Annotated in this window: 12 protein-coding genes; 3 read left to right on the forward strand and 9 right to left on the reverse strand. The window is 69.7% G+C overall.

The window, feature by feature from the left end; all coding sequences use genetic code 11:
* Window positions 1-533: 533 nt before the first annotated feature.
* Both AC07RV_RS39340 and AC07RV_RS39345 read left to right on the forward strand, forming a co-directional pair.
* The gene (locus AC07RV_RS39340) at window positions 534-1,262 is read left to right on the forward strand and encodes a response regulator transcription factor (RefSeq protein ID WP_093350467.1); all 729 of its coding nucleotides are present in this window, start codon (window positions 534-536) and stop codon (window positions 1,260-1,262) included.
* 191 nt (window positions 1,263-1,453) lie between these two features.
* On the forward strand, window positions 1,454-1,936 hold the full coding sequence (locus AC07RV_RS39345; protein WP_296779158.1) for an NUDIX hydrolase: 483 nt from the start codon (window positions 1,454-1,456) through the stop codon (window positions 1,934-1,936).
* Between the two features lie 6 nt (window positions 1,937-1,942).
* Here AC07RV_RS39345 and mnmA read toward each other — a convergent pair whose 3' ends face one another.
* The 6 genes from mnmA to AC07RV_RS39375 all read right to left on the reverse strand — a co-directional run bounded on the left by mnmA (window position 1,943) and on the right by AC07RV_RS39375 (window position 9,179).
* The gene (gene mnmA, locus AC07RV_RS39350) at window positions 1,943-3,055 is read right to left on the reverse strand and encodes a tRNA 2-thiouridine(34) synthase MnmA (RefSeq protein ID WP_296779160.1); all 1,113 of its coding nucleotides are present in this window, start codon (window positions 3,053-3,055) and stop codon (window positions 1,943-1,945) included.
* Between the two features lie 64 nt (window positions 3,056-3,119).
* The gene (locus AC07RV_RS39355) at window positions 3,120-4,112 is read right to left on the reverse strand and encodes an LLM class flavin-dependent oxidoreductase (protein WP_209546264.1); all 993 of its coding nucleotides are present in this window, start codon (window positions 4,110-4,112) and stop codon (window positions 3,120-3,122) included.
* Between the two features lie 44 nt (window positions 4,113-4,156).
* A complete protein-coding gene (locus AC07RV_RS39360) occupies window positions 4,157-5,830 on the reverse strand; it encodes an FxLYD domain-containing protein (protein ID WP_296779164.1) in 1,674 nt (557 codons plus the stop codon).
* Window positions 5,827-7,659: a VanW family protein gene (locus tag AC07RV_RS39365; RefSeq protein WP_296779167.1), complete on the reverse strand. Its 1,833-nt coding sequence runs from the start codon at window positions 7,657-7,659 to the stop codon at window positions 5,827-5,829. Before AC07RV_RS39365 ends, AC07RV_RS39360 begins: the two co-directional genes overlap by 4 nt.
* Window positions 7,656-8,210, reverse strand: coding sequence for a DUF6891 domain-containing protein (locus AC07RV_RS39370; protein ID WP_495338105.1), 555 nt, complete (start codon window positions 8,208-8,210; stop codon window positions 7,656-7,658). Before AC07RV_RS39370 ends, AC07RV_RS39365 begins: the two co-directional genes overlap by 4 nt.
* A 588-nt stretch (window positions 8,211-8,798) precedes the next feature.
* Window positions 8,799-9,179 carry a helicase SNF2 gene (locus AC07RV_RS39375; protein WP_093350449.1) on the reverse strand — a complete coding sequence of 127 codons (381 nt, stop codon included), beginning with the start codon at window positions 9,177-9,179 and terminating at the stop codon, window positions 8,799-8,801.
* A gap of 286 nt (window positions 9,180-9,465) precedes the next feature.
* Between AC07RV_RS39375 and AC07RV_RS39380 the strand changes: the two genes are divergently transcribed.
* Window positions 9,466-9,954 carry a DUF6314 family protein gene (locus tag AC07RV_RS39380; protein ID WP_296781486.1) on the forward strand — a complete coding sequence of 163 codons (489 nt, stop codon included), beginning with the start codon at window positions 9,466-9,468 and terminating at the stop codon, window positions 9,952-9,954.
* Here AC07RV_RS39380 and AC07RV_RS39385 read toward each other — a convergent pair whose 3' ends face one another.
* Genes AC07RV_RS39385 through AC07RV_RS39395 form a run of 3 tightly spaced genes read right to left on the reverse strand, consistent with a single transcriptional unit; the run spans window position 9,955 to window position 13,201 of the window.
* Window positions 9,955-10,548 (reverse strand): energy-coupling factor transporter transmembrane component T family protein, encoded by a 594-nt coding sequence (locus AC07RV_RS39385; RefSeq protein WP_296781485.1) that lies wholly within the window; start codon window positions 10,546-10,548, stop codon window positions 9,955-9,957. It abuts the gene before it with no gap.
* Window positions 10,541-11,281: an energy-coupling factor ABC transporter ATP-binding protein gene (locus AC07RV_RS39390; protein WP_296781484.1), complete on the reverse strand. Its 741-nt coding sequence runs from the start codon at window positions 11,279-11,281 to the stop codon at window positions 10,541-10,543. Before AC07RV_RS39390 ends, AC07RV_RS39385 begins: the two co-directional genes overlap by 8 nt.
* A gap of 24 nt (window positions 11,282-11,305) precedes the next feature.
* Window positions 11,306-13,201 (reverse strand): sensor histidine kinase, encoded by a 1,896-nt coding sequence (locus AC07RV_RS39395; RefSeq protein WP_296781487.1) that lies wholly within the window; start codon window positions 13,199-13,201, stop codon window positions 11,306-11,308.
* Window positions 13,202-13,321: the final 120 nt, after the last annotated feature.

The raw sequence follows: 13,321 nt of genomic DNA on the forward strand, positions 1-13,321 counted from the left end.
CCACCAGTTTCTTCGCCGTCTCCGGGGTCACGGCCACTCGGGTTTCGCCTGTCGTTGTCTCGGCAGGCACGCCTATCAGCATAGAGTTCTCCTCAGGGCAAGGTGCAGCGCGAAATGCGGGCGAAGCTTACAGCAAGACATTCGGCCCGATCTGTCGCGCAAGGGGCGAAGTATCCATGCTCCAACGTCCGTGGTTGCTGAAAATCTAGCTATCCATTTGATAGCTTATTGGTGATGGATCGGCGGCGCTCCCTCTGGTGCGCTGTAAGGAAACCGGTCTCAGGCGGTACCAGGGCGGCGCCCCACCATGCAGCGCAAAAACAACGCCGCGACGCCTGCACGCACTTCGTGTCATCTAAAGGACAAAGTTGTGCGTGTTTGTAATCATTCTTCGATGAATCCATTTAAAAGATCGCTTCATGTGCATTAGTTGCAGGGCAGATTACTTACCTTAGACGCAGATAGATACACTTCGCCTCACTTGGAGTCGTACACAGAGGCGGCCCATGGGAGGAAGTAAGGGGGTAATAAAAATGCGCATTGCTGTCCTCGACCACGAGGCCCATCAGAGAAAACTGATTCATCAGACCATGGCGTCGCTCGGGCACGAGTGCCATGAGTACGCAGATGGAAAGTCGCTGTTGCATTCGATGCGACGACAGACCTTCGATCTGCTGCTTCTCGACTGGCATCTGCCCGACATCCGCGGCCTCGACGTCGTGAAGACGATCCGCCACGACCTGAAGAGCCGCCTGCCCGTGCTGTTCATCACCGCGCGGCGCGACGACGCCGACATGGTCGCCGGGCTCAATGCGGGGGCCGACGACTTCATGAGCAAGCCGATCCAGGCCACCGAGCTCGAGGCGCGCGTCAACGCCCTGCTGCGGCGCTCGTACCCCGCGCAGCACGAGACCGAGCTGGTCTTCGGCCCCTACCACTTCTACCCGCCCTCGCGAACGCTCAAGGTGCGCGGCATGCCGGTCGAGCTCAAGAACCGCGAGTACGAACTGGCGCTGTTCCTGTTCCAGAACCTCGGCCGCCTGCTGTCGCGCGAGCACCTGCACGAAGCGGTGTGGGGCCTGGGCGTCGAGGCGCTCTCGCGTTCGCTCGACACCCATATCTCTCGCCTGCGCACCAAGCTCGACCTGCGGCCGTCCAACGGTTTCCTGCTGCTGGCGATCTACGGGCTCGGCTACCGGCTCGAAACGGTCGAGGCCGGCCAGCTCGGCTCTCGCGGGCCCGAGCTGCGCAGCAGCCCCTGAGCGCTTCGGTGGTCCGCCGCGGCGGACCACCCAACCACCCGGCGCTGCGCTCTTGGGGGAGGCAAACGCAGCCACCGGGTTCTCGCGGCCATCCATCGCCTTCGGCTTCGCGTCCAATACGGGGATGATTCGCGCGGCGGCGTGCCGGCCATGGCCCGGGCCCCGCGCGACCGCTGAAGAAAGCCGTCCCCATGAACACCACCGTCCGCTGGAAACCCAACGTCACCGTCGCCGCGGTGATCGAACGCGAAGGCCGCTTCCTGCTGGTCGAGGAGCACACCGATCAGGGCCTTCGCCTCAATACCCCGGCCGGCCATCTCGATCCCGGCGAATCGCCCGCCGAGGGCTGCGCGCGCGAGGCGCTCGAGGAAACCGCCCATGCCTTCACGCCGACCGCGCTGATCGGCATCTACCTCGCGCGCTCGGCCGACGACCCCGACGTGACCTACATGCGCTTCGCCTTCAGCGGCGAGCTCGGCGAGCGCGAAGCGGGCCGGGCGCTCGACACCGGCATCGTGCGCACGCTCTGGATGACGGCCGACGAGATCCGCGTCAGCGTGGCGCGGCATCGCAGCCCGCTGCTGCTGCAGTGCGTGGAAGACCACCTGGCCGGCCAGCGGCATCCGCTGGACCTGATCCATGTCGATGATTCGGTGCGGCAGCCGCCGCGCTGAACAGACTCAGACGATGACGCCGCCGCCCAGGCAGCGTTCGCCGTCATAGAGCACCGCCGACTGGCCCGGCGTCACCGCCCACTGCGTCTCGCCGAAGCGCAATGCGAAGGCATCGTTGCGCGGTGCGTCATCGCCCTCCACCATCTCGCAGGCGGCGTCGGCCTGCCGGTAGCGCGACTTGGCCCCATAGGCGCCCGGCACCGGCGACTCGCCCGCCACCCAGCTCGCATCGTCGGCACGCAGCGAGGTCGACAGCAGCCAGGGATGATCGTGGCCCTGCACCACCCACAGCGTGTTGTTCTCGACGTCCTTGCGCGCCACGAACCACGGCGAGTGGTCGCCCGCACCGCGCTGGGCACCTTTCTCCTTCACGCCGCCGATGCCCAGGCCCTGGCGCTGGCCCAGCGTGTAGAAGCTCAGGCCCTGGTGCTCGCCGAGCTTGCGGCCGCGGTCGTCCTTGATCGGACCCGGTTCCTTCGAGATGTAGCGGTTCAGGAACTCGCGGAACGGCCGCTCGCCGATGAAGCAGATGCCGGTCGAGTCCTTCTTCTTCGCGTTCGGCAGGCCGATCTCCTCGGCGATGCGGCGCACCTCGGTCTTGTGCAGCTCGCCGACCGGGAACAGCGTCTTCGACAGCTGCGCCTGGTTCAGGCGGTGCAGGAAGTAGCTCTGGTCCTTCGAGGGGTCGAGCCCCTTGAGCAGCTCGTGCCGGCCCGTGGCCTCGTTCAGCCGCACGCGCGCGTAGTGGCCGGTGGCGATCTTCTCGGCGCCCAGGCGCATCGCATGGTCGAGGAAGGCCTTGAACTTGATCTCGGCATTGCACAGCACGTCGGGATTGGGCGTGCGGCCGGCCTTGTACTCGCGCAGGAACTCGGCGAACACGCGGTCCTTGTAGTCGGCCGCGAAGTTCACGTGCTCGATCTCGATGCCCAGCACGTCGGCCACGCTGGCGGCATCCACGAAGTCGATGTTCGACGAGCAGTACTCGCTGTCGTCGTCGTCTTCCCAGTTCTTCATGAAGATGCCGACCACCTCGTGCCCCTGCTGCTTGAGCAGGTGCGCGGTCACCGCGGAATCCACACCGCCGCTCAGCCCGACCACGATCCGTTGCTTTGCCATAGGGGCGACATTGTCCCAGCCCCGGCGAGGCGGGGTCGGCGTGGGGGAAATCGGGGTCGCCCGCTCAGGCGCGCAGGCTGTCGCGGATGCGGGCCAGCAGCTCGTAGGAGCGCAGCCGCGAGGCGTGGTCGAAGACCTGCGAGGTGATCATCAGCTCGTCGGCGCCGGTGCGCTCGATGAAGGCCTCGACGCCCGCGCGCACGGTGTCGGGCGAGCCCACGGCCGAGCACGACAGCACCGAGTCGAGCAGCGCGTTCTCGGCCGGACCGACCTTCTGCCGGTAGCCCTCGACCGGCGGCGGCAGCCGGCCGGGCCGGCCGCTGCGCAGGTTGACGAAGGCCTGCTGCCACGAGGTGGCGCGGAACTCGGCCTCGGCGTCGGTGTCGGCCGCGAACACGTTGAAGCCCAGCATCACGTAGGGCTTGGCGAGCTGCGCCGAGGGCTTGAAGGTCTCGCGGTAGATCTGGATCGCCTGCATCATCTGCTGCGGCGCGAAGTGCGAGGCGAAGGCGTAGGGCAGGCCCAGGTGCGCGGCCAGCTGCGCGCCGAAGGTGCTCGAGCCGAGGATCCACACCGGCACCTCGAGCCCCGCGCCCGGCACGGCGCGCACCGCCTGTTGCGGGTTCTTCGACATGAAGTCCATCAGCTCGATCACGTCCTGCGGGAACTGGTCGGCGTCCGATTCGAGGTTGCGGCGCAATGCGCGCGCGGTGCGCTGGTCGGAGCCGGGGGCGCGGCCCAGGCCCAGGTCGACGCGGCCCGGGTAGAGCGATTCGAGGGTGCCGAACTGTTCGGCGATGACCAGCGGCGAATGGTTGGGCAGCATCACGCCGCCGGCGCCGATGCGGATCGTCGAGGTGCCCGCGCCCACGTGCGACAGCAGCACCGCGGTGGCTGCGCTGGCAATGCCCGGCATGCCGTGGTGCTCGGCGAGCCAGTAGCGGCGGTAGCCGAGCTTTTCGCCGTGCTGCGCCAACGACAGCGAGTTGCGAAAGGACTGCGCGGCATCGCTGCCTTCGACGATCGGGGAGAGGTCGAGGATCGAGAAATCGGTCATCCACCGATCATGGCGCGAAGCGCCCGCAAACGCTGGCTGCGGGGCTATTCGGTTTGGTATAGCGTGCCGACGCTCGCGAAGTCGCGGCCGTTCTGCTCCACGTTCACCTGGAACGGCACGCTCTCGCCGGGCGCGATGGCCGGCAGGTTGTCGACCAGCTTGAAGCCGCTGAGCTGCCCGTCGCGGTCGCGCAGGCTCACCCACAACCGCACCTTGCCGACGATGGTCGTGCCCGGATTGCTCACCTTGCCCGTGACCTGCACGCTCTTGTAGAGGAAACGCTGGCTGAAGTTGAGCAGCACGCTGCCGGTCTCGGCCTTGGTGCCGGTCACCTGCACTTCGAGCGGCGTGCGCGGACCGGGCAGCGCCGCGCGGCGCATCGGCTTCCACTCGACGCGGGTCTGGGTGATGCGGTCGACCTCGCGCGGCTCCAGCAGGATCGGGAAACCCTCGCCCGGGTAGAGGTAGGCCAGGCCCTGGATGGCGGTGGCGCCGTCGGCCTTGCTGCCGCCGAAGCGCGAGATCACGCCGCCGGGCGCGATCACCACCGTGTCCTTGCTGCGGTTCACGAGTTCGGTCAGGAACAGCGGCCGCTGGATGTTGCTGCGGCCGGCCACCAGCGGCAGCAGCTCGAGCTCCTTGAGGTCGAAGCGCTCGCTGTCGTCGGCCAGCAGGTCCTCAGTGCTCAGGCGCAGGTCGGCATGGAAGACCTCGGGCGCGCCGGCAGTGCGGATCACGCGGTCGGCGCTGCGCACCGCGGTGCGCGAGCCGCCGGCTTCGATGGTGCTGTAGGCGATGCGGTAGTCCCAGGCCGCGACCTGCGCGGCGCGGCCGAAGCGCGCGATGTCGATGTCGATCGCGCTGCGCGCGCCGGGAGCGATGTCGTTGCCCTGTGCATAGCCGCGGCCGAAGCCGATCACGTTGCCGGCATCGTCGTAGAGCGTAGCGAGCGCCTCGACGCCGCCGATCGCCGCGTCCTTGCGCTCGTTGACCACGCGCCCCACCAGCCGCACGCGGTCTCCCTGCTGCACCAGCCGCAGGCGCGAGAACGCGAGCCGCGCACCATCGGCCGAACGGTAGGGCGCCGAGAGGCGCTGCACCTGCAGCTCCTGGCGCGTGACGTTCTTGCCGCTCGGCAGATCGAACAGCAGCGGCGCGCTCTCGCCGGGCTCGAGCACCGAGATCGGCAGCGACTCGCTGCGTTCCTCGAGCCGTGTTTCGCCCTCGTAGAAGGCGGCCTTGACGCTGGCGCGCTCGAGCGGCTTGCCGGTCTCGTTGCGCACCACCACCAGCAGCTTGGGCCGTGCCGAGCTGCCGCTGCCCACCAGCACCTGGCGCGGCTCGCCGAGCTTGAGGCCGTCGGTGGGGATGTTGCGGTCGACCACCGAGGCGACCGCGGCGCGGCGGCCGACCTCGGGCGTGTCCTTGCGCGTGAACATCTGCACCACCGTCACGAGCACGGTGATGCCGACCACCGCCGCGACCGCGAAGCCCGCGGTGCGCATCGCCACCTTCTGCCGCGCCGCCTGCTCGTCGGCGAGGCGGCGCGCGGCCGCATCCTTGACCTGGTCGAGCACGCGGTCGAGGCGGTCGGAGATGTCGTCCTCCACCAGCGTGACGGAGCCGCAGTGCTTGCAGGTGAATTCGTTGAGGCCGGTGCGCTTGAGCACGCTGCTGCCGCATTCGCCGCACTTGAGCGTCTGGAGATCGATGGTCATGGAAAGCGCTGGTCGTTGTTATCGTGTTCGTTGGAGTGGCCCGTGCCATCGATCGCTTCTCGCAGTGCGGCGCGCAAGCCTTCGACGTCGCCCGCGCTCACTTCGCGCAGGCCCTGCAGGCCCGCGAGGCCGCAGGCGGTGGAGGCCACCACCGGCACGCCGGCCGCGAGCGCGCGCAGCGCCGCGCGCGGCGCGTGTTCCACATGCGCGGGCAGCACCACCACGCGGGCGCCGTCGAGCCAATCGGCACGCGGATCGCGGGCCGTGTCCAGCGCGATGCCCTGCCAGAGCGAGGCATCGGCCGACGGCGTGCCGAGCACGCGCAGGCGCCATCCGCTGTCGCGCAGTGCCTCGGCCAGCTCGCGCGCGCCCTTGCGTGCGAGGGCGCTGGCGGGCAGCACGATCAGCGGCGCGCCGTCGTCCGGGGTCCGGTTCGCGCGCGAAGTGATGCCGGGCAACACCCATTCGAGCCGCTCGAGCGTGGCCTGCGGCGCCGCGGTGGCCATCGTGGCCGCCACTTCCGCATGTGGCGTGACCACCGCAGCCGCACGCGCGAAGGCCTGGGCCTCGGCGCGCACCATCGACGGCGCGGCGCGGAAGTCGCGCAGCGTGGCGTCGTCGGGCCAGCGCGCCGCGGCAGCATCGAGTCGTGCCTCGATCTCGGCCATCGGCAGCGCGCCGGCCAGCACGGTGAACGCGCGTCCGTCGAGCGCGCCGAGGCGCTGCAGATGCGGCAACAGCGCCTGGTCGACCACCAGTTGCGTGTGTTCGGGCAGCAGCCGTGTCGCGAAGGCCTGGGCGAGCCAGCGCTGCGCATCGATCACGCCGGCCTGCCGCCGCCCGCCTTCCTGGCGCGCCCACAGGCGGCGCCACAGCGCACCGCGAACGCTGGCCAGCCAGGGCCGATGCACCGGCGCCTCGCCGCCGCGCCAATCCGTCATCGGCCGCCAGAAAGCCAGCCGCACGGGCGCGCGCTGCATGCGATCGGCGTCGGGATGACGGGCCTCGAGGTAGCACGCGAATTCGGGCGTCCATGCATCGAGCAGCACGGCGGTCCGCCCCTGGGCCGCGGCCGGCAGCGCGGGCCGGTGACGGAAGCAATCGTTGCGGTCGCAGCTCAGGCAGCCGCGCGCCACGGGCGGCGATGGCGCATCGGCGCCCACATCGTGCGGCGCACGCCACATCACGCGCGGCGCGACCCGCGGCGCATACGCGCGGATGCGCAGCACCAGCTCGGTGGCCGTGAGCTCGACTTCGAGCCGCCACGCATGGCGCGCGCGCAGCTTGAGGTCGACGTAGTTCCAGAACACGGTCGCGTCCACTGCATCGTCGGGCGCGGCCGCAGCCTGTTCGATGCGCGCGGTGTGGGCATGGCGCTCGACCAGTTCGAGCCCCGCGCGGGCGCCGACCGTGGCCAGTGCATTCGAGAGCTGGCAGAGCCCGCCCGCCAGCGTCGGCACCACGCAGCCGCCGCGCAGCTCGCGCCCCTGCACGAAGCCGCGCCAGGCGCTGGGGCGGCCCAGCTGGCGCCAGAAGCTCAGTACTTCGCCCGCGGGGATCTCGATGGCATCGAAGGCGCCGCGCGCCACGCGCAGGTTCTGCACCTTGCCGGCGACCAGCGCGAATTCATCGTCGCGCCCATCGGTCCACAGCGGACTACTGAAGCGCGCCAGCACGGGCGCGTCGGCCAGCGCATCGGCCCTGGGCCAGCGCCGCGCGGAAGGACGCAAGGTCTCGCGCAACCCGTGCGCGGTGGCCAGCAACCGGGAGCGCAGCCAGAAATCGATCGCATCGATGCGGCGCGGCGGCTGCCAGGCCTGCACGCTCACGCCGATGGGCCTCGCTTGCGCCACTGGCCGAGGTCGACCTCGATGCGTTCGTCGATGTTGCCGCTCCAGTGCACGACGAAGCCGACGCCCTGGAGCAGCGCGGCGATGCGCTGCCCGACCGCGATGGTGTTGGCCTCGCGCCGCGCGATCTCGGGGATCAGGCCGCCGCTGAAGGCCAGGTGCAGCCGGCCGGTGCGCACCGCGCGCTCGAGGTCCTGTGCGTGATAGAAGCAGCAACCCACGATGCCCGAGGCGTCGCGGCCCGCTGCGCGCCAGGCGTCGCGCACGTCGTCCTGGCCGTCGGCCAGCGTGTTGCCCGCGCGGTGCAGCGCGATGATCTTCTCTTCGCGCAGCTGCGCGAACGCGGTTTCGAGGCGGTCGTATTCGGTCTGCGCGGGCCACTCGGCCTCGGCTACGTGCTTGGCGGCGCAGGCGCGCGCGGTCTCGGCCTTGACCCAGGCCCGGTCATCGGAAGTCAGCTCGTCGGGATCGAGGTACTCGTCGGTGATCATCCATTCGACGTCGGCGTCGTGATGAAAGCCTGACCACACGAGATCGTGGATCCTTTGTCGCGTGTCTTCGGTGTCGAGAGTGAGGGCCATGCGTAATGGGTCAGCCGCGCTCGGCGGCGAGGGTCGTGCTTGCTTTTGTCGTGGCAGAAGCGCCCGTACATTTTCGCGTGCCCGCACCACAATGGCGCTGTAGGCCGAAAGCATGACGTTGTGCGGTCCATCGAGCCGCGAGCAACATCATCGATCATGCATTGCAGCATGGCAATGCGCCATTCGGCGGACGGTGACTCGTGCGATCGGCCGAACGGGAGGGCGAAGCGCACCGCGGCGGTGCAACGTTGCAGTGGCTTGCTGCGGTGCGCCAGCGACCGCGCGGGTTCGCGCGCGACGCATGGAAGCCGAAAGCGCTCGATGCGCCTCCTGCAGGTCTGTGCGATTTGCGCGACAGACCCGGCTTCTCGGCCGCATCGACCGCGAAGCACGCGGCATCGGCCGTTAATGCTTTGGATTAACCGCCTTCAAGCGAAAGGCCGGCCCCTGCTTTCGCAAGGCCGGCCTCCGGGTGGCTAAACCTCTCGACTCACCGCGGGGACGGGCCCCGCGATGCGACCGAGTTCTGGGTGCCGATTACAGCGGCAGCGCGTCGCCGCGAGCAGCAGCGCGGGCTTGTGCGCGCACGGCATTGCGGTCCACGGTGCTGGCGATCAGCGGGGCCACGCCCGACGAAGCGCCTTCGGCGTACGGGTCGGCACTGTGCGCGGCGGCAACGGCTTCGGCACGCACGGTGGCTAGGTTGGTCTGCGACACGATCACTTGGGCCGGGCCGGCGTTCGCGCCTTCGGCATAGGGATCGGCGCTGCGGGCGGCAATGACGGCTTGACCGGCGACTTCGGCGCGGCTGGCGGCCGAGGTCAGGGGATGCACACCCTCATAGGTTTCTGCATGGGCTGCACCGGCAGCGGCCAGCAGGGAGAGGGCAACGGCGGAGAGGAGCTTCGAGGCGTTCATTTGAGTATTCCTTCAATTCTTGTGACTTGACTTTGGATGATTCGAACCGGTCTTGGTGGGGCGCCGTCCCTTCGGGGGCGGCCACCTCGTCAGTGCCTGTTCACCCAGATCAGTCGCTGCCTTCTACTTGTCTTGGAGCCGGCGGCTGGTCCGTGAGATGAATTGTGCGCCTCGAATCTAGGTAAAAACCCTAGGCAAATGGAACCGCGGCGTTCACGAGAAGGAAACAATCAATCGCCTCCGTCCGACATGGAGGGCCATTCCGCCTGGGGATAGAGTCGCCGCCATGCAGGCGCCTGACCCCACCCTTTCCCTCTCGCCATGGGGCGAGGCCGACGAGGTCTGGGCCCGGCTCGCGGGCGGCTGGACCTTCGAACGCACGATCGAAGGCCAGGCTTCGATGCACGGCACGGCCGTCTTCCGGCCCATGCCAGGCGCGGCGCACGCCACCTTGCATTACCGCGAGGAAGGCCGGCTGCGCCTGCTCGACGGCCGCGCCTTCGATGCGCATCGCGAGTACCTGTACCAAGGCCGTCCCGGCGGCTTCGCGGTGCTGTTCGCCGAACAGCCGCCCCGCCTGTTCCACGAGATCGCGCTACAACCGGGCGATGACGAGACCAGCGCCTGGATTGGCACCGCCGCGCACCTGTGCGCCGCCGACCTCTACGACAGCCTCTACCGCTTCCTGGCCGATGGCAGCTTCACGCTGCGCCACACCGTGCGCGGCCCGCGCAAGGACTATGTGAGCCTCACGCGCTTCCGCGCCACCGGCTGATCAGCGCCCGAGTCGCGCCGCGAGCGCATCGGCCACGCGCTCCGCGGTCTGCAGCGTACGGATGGTCAGCGGCGCCAGCAGCCGCAGCCCGCCGCCGCGGCCGGCGCGCGCGCGATGCGCGTCGTCGAGCCGCTGCCACTGCACGTAGAAGTTCTCGGCGAAACGCAGCGTGAGTCCCAGGCCGAGCGCGATGCGGTCGGTGGGCACGCCCAGGCGGCGCAGCGGATGCAGCACCGTCTCGAGCACCGCGAGCAGGTCTTCGAAGCGCGTGGTCAGCGTGAGCATCAGCGCGAGCACCGCGGCGGTGGCGATGCGCAGCGCGCTCGCCACGCCGAGCAGCGTGGTGCCGAGCAGTGCATGGAAGCCGACGATGAGCGCGCAGGCGATCGCGATGCCGAACAGCGTGCGCACCCGGCCCCACGCGGGCCGCCCGAGCGAAGCGAACAGTACGAGCGCCAGCCCGCAGGCCGCGCCCAGCACCGCCGGCCGGTTGGTCAGCACAAGCGCGGTGCCGCCGGCCGACAGCAGCGCGAGCTTGAGCCACGCCGGCACCGCGTGCATCCAGGTGCGGCGATCGAGGTAGAGGCTACGCATGCGGCAGGTCCAAGGCAGCGCGGTGCCGCACGTCCTGCGCATAGGCCTCGCAGACCTCGCGGCCCGGGCCGTCGGCCTGCACCCGACCCTGCGCCAGCCACAGCACGCGCTCGAAGTCGTGCACGTGTTCGAGCACATGCGTCGACACCAGCACCTGCTGGTCGCTCGCGGCGAGCTGCGCCGACAGCCGGGCCTGGCTCAGCAGGTCGAGGCTCGCGAAGGGCTCGTCGAGCAGCAAGGTGGCGGGCCGGCTGATCAGCAATGCCAGCAGGCACACCTGCTGGCGCTGGCCTTGGCTCAGTTCGCCGATGGCGCGCTCGGCCCAGGCCGCGAGGCCGCGCCGCGCGAGGAAGTCGCGCGCCTGCCGGCGTGCCTCGGCACGCGATTCGCCGCGCGCCGTGAGGCTGAAGGCCAGCTCCTCGGCCACGGTCGGAAAGATGATCTGGTCGTCGGGGTTCTGGAACATCAGGCCGACGTGCTGCGAGAGCTGCCGGCGATCGGCCACCGTGTCGCAGCCATGCACGCGCACCCGGCCTTCGCCCGGCTGCTCCAGCCCGCTGATCAGCCGGAACAGGCTGCTCTTGCCCGCGCCGTTGTCGCCGATGACGCCGATGCGCGCGTCGCGCAACTCGAGCGAGAGGCCATCGAACACGCGCTGTGCGCCGCGCTCCAGCACGACGGATTCGAGACGGATGCCGTGGTCGGCGGAAGAGGGGTCGGTGTGCGGCGGCAAGGGGCCGTCACTGTACCCGACGGCTCATGCCCCCGAAGGGCGCTCGGCCCGCACCAGCGGCAGCCACAGCAGGAAGCGCGTGCCCGCGGCATCCGACTCCCACGCCACGTGACCCTGCACCGCGAGCGCGCGGCGCTGCATGTTCTGCAGGCCGCGGCCGCGGCCGCCGGTCAGGGCCTGCTCGACGTCGAAGCCCTGGCCGTTGTCCTCGATGCGCACCCACACGTGCGCGGCGTCCGTGCCGGTCGCGACGCGGATGGTGGTGGCGCGCGTGTGGCGCAGGATGTTGGAGATGCTTTCCTGCACGATGCGCAGCACGTGCAGCGCGCTCGACGGATCGAGCCACGGCAGCGGCGGGATCTCCTGCACCTCCCAGGTCAGCGACACGCCCATGCCCTCGAGCCGCGGCCCGAGCCGGTAGCGCAAGGTGGCGAGCAGCAGCAGCAGGTCGGCATCGATCGGCTCCATCGAATCGATGGTGAGCTTCAGGTCGTCGAGGCAGCCCTGGAGGATCTGCGACACCTTCTGGTCGCTGAGCCGGCCCTCTTCCACCGAGCGGATCGCGCTGATCAGCGACGAGCCCAGCCCGTCGTGCATGTCCTGCATCAGCCGCTGGCGCTCGTCGCTGATGGTCTTCTGCCGCTCGACCTCGCGCAGCCGGCGATGGCTCAGGTCGAGCTCGCTCTCGCGCGCCTGCAGCCGCTGCGCGAGGCTGGCGTTGACGCGCTCCACCTCGCCGATCGCGTGCACGTAGCGCCGGTACAGCAGGATGCCGAAGACGCTGAAGGTGACGGCATTCGCATAGGCGCCCAGGTACCAGCCCTCGGGGCTCACGATGTTGTTCTGCACCATCCAGTCGGTGGCGCCCAGCAGCACGCATGCACCGATGCCGGCCGCCACCAGCCGCCCCTCGGGCGAACGGCGCCAGGCGCTGATGCCGCCCACCAGCCCGACCACCGTGCCCATGGCCGCCGCCACCAGGTAGATCAGCGGCGTGACCTGCGGCGTGTTCGGCAGCAGCGCGATGCCGGGCAGGGTCAGCACGCTGACGAGCAGCGTGATCGTCGTCACGGCCCAGGTCAGCAGCGTGAGCGGCCGGTCGTGCAGCTGCCGCAGCGCGAAGTGCACCACCGCCACCAGCCAGAACAGCGCATTGACCGTGAGCCAGGCGAACCAGTCGTTGGCGATCGGCAGCGACACGTAGAAGTGCAGCCCGCGCAGGTACGAGGTGGTCGCGAGGTTGAAGAACAACAGATAGCCGGTCTCGTGGCGCCGCCACAGCCACACGAACAGCGCGAACACGCCCACCGCCATGAAGGCCGCGCTGAGCATCGCGGGCAGCTCCTGCTGCAGCCACTGGCGCATCTGGTAGCGACCCTTGAGCGCATCGGCCGGGCCCAGCCACAGCGAGGCGATGCCGACCTGCGCGGCGCGCGTGTGCTCGAGCCGGATCAGGATCTCGGCCGGCCGCGCGGCCGAGCCGTCGTCGCGCTGCTCGAACACCACCCACAGCGGCGTGCGGGTGCTGTTCCACAGCGGCCCCAGCTCCTGCGCGCGGTGCACCAGCCGGCCATCGGCATAGACCGCGATCGTGCCGTCGGTCTTCACGCGCGAGCCGTACAGCGCCAGCGGTCCGCGCAGGCCGGGATGGGGCGGCACCTTCAGCCGCAGCCAGGTGATGCGCGTCTCCTTGCCCGGGTCGGAGATCGTGTTGGCGTCGGCCTGGGCCAAGAGCGCGATCGGCAGCGCCAGCGGCAGCTCGACCGGCTGCCAGGCATCGGGCAGTTGCCCGGCGCCGAAGATCAGCGGCGGCGCCATGAAGCCGTTCGCGCGCTGCACCTGCCAGTCGGCCCGCGTGATGTGCTGCGTCGCGCCCGGCGGGTACTTGCTGCCGGCGTTGTCGCCAAAGAAGGCGCCCATGGCCACCAGCAGCGCCACCGACAGCGCGAACACCAGGCAGGCGATCGGCGACGGCAGGCGCGCCCTCGCCCGGGCCAGGGGCCCCTCGCCTTCACGGCGGATGTCGGTGGAAGCGTTTTT

It is taken from the genome of Variovorax sp. GW821-FHT09B01 (genome assembly GCF_059418345.1).

Bases quoted from the DNA above. Each gene is read 5' to 3' on its own strand.
- AC07RV_RS39380 (WP_296781486.1), top strand. From the start codon at position 9,466: ATGCAGGCGCCTGACCCCACCCTTTCCCTCTCGCCATGGGGCGAGGCC.
- AC07RV_RS39375 (WP_093350449.1), bottom strand. From the start codon at position 9,179: ATGAACGCCTCGAAGCTCCTCTCCGCCGTTGCCCTCTCCCTGCTGGCC.
- AC07RV_RS39355 (WP_209546264.1), bottom strand. From the start codon at position 4,112: ATGACCGATTTCTCGATCCTCGACCTCTCCCCGATCGTCGAAGGCAGC.
- mnmA (WP_296779160.1), bottom strand. From the start codon at position 3,055: ATGGCAAAGCAACGGATCGTGGTCGGGCTGAGCGGCGGTGTGGATTCC.
- AC07RV_RS39395 (WP_296781487.1), bottom strand. From the start codon at position 13,201: ATGGGCGCCTTCTTTGGCGACAACGCCGGCAGCAAGTACCCGCCGGGC.
- AC07RV_RS39385 (WP_296781485.1), bottom strand. From the start codon at position 10,548: ATGCGTAGCCTCTACCTCGATCGCCGCACCTGGATGCACGCGGTGCCG.
- AC07RV_RS39345 (WP_296779158.1), top strand. From the start codon at position 1,454: ATGAACACCACCGTCCGCTGGAAACCCAACGTCACCGTCGCCGCGGTG.
- AC07RV_RS39360 (WP_296779164.1), bottom strand. From the start codon at position 5,830: ATGACCATCGATCTCCAGACGCTCAAGTGCGGCGAATGCGGCAGCAGC.
- AC07RV_RS39340 (WP_093350467.1), top strand. From the start codon at position 534: ATGCGCATTGCTGTCCTCGACCACGAGGCCCATCAGAGAAAACTGATT.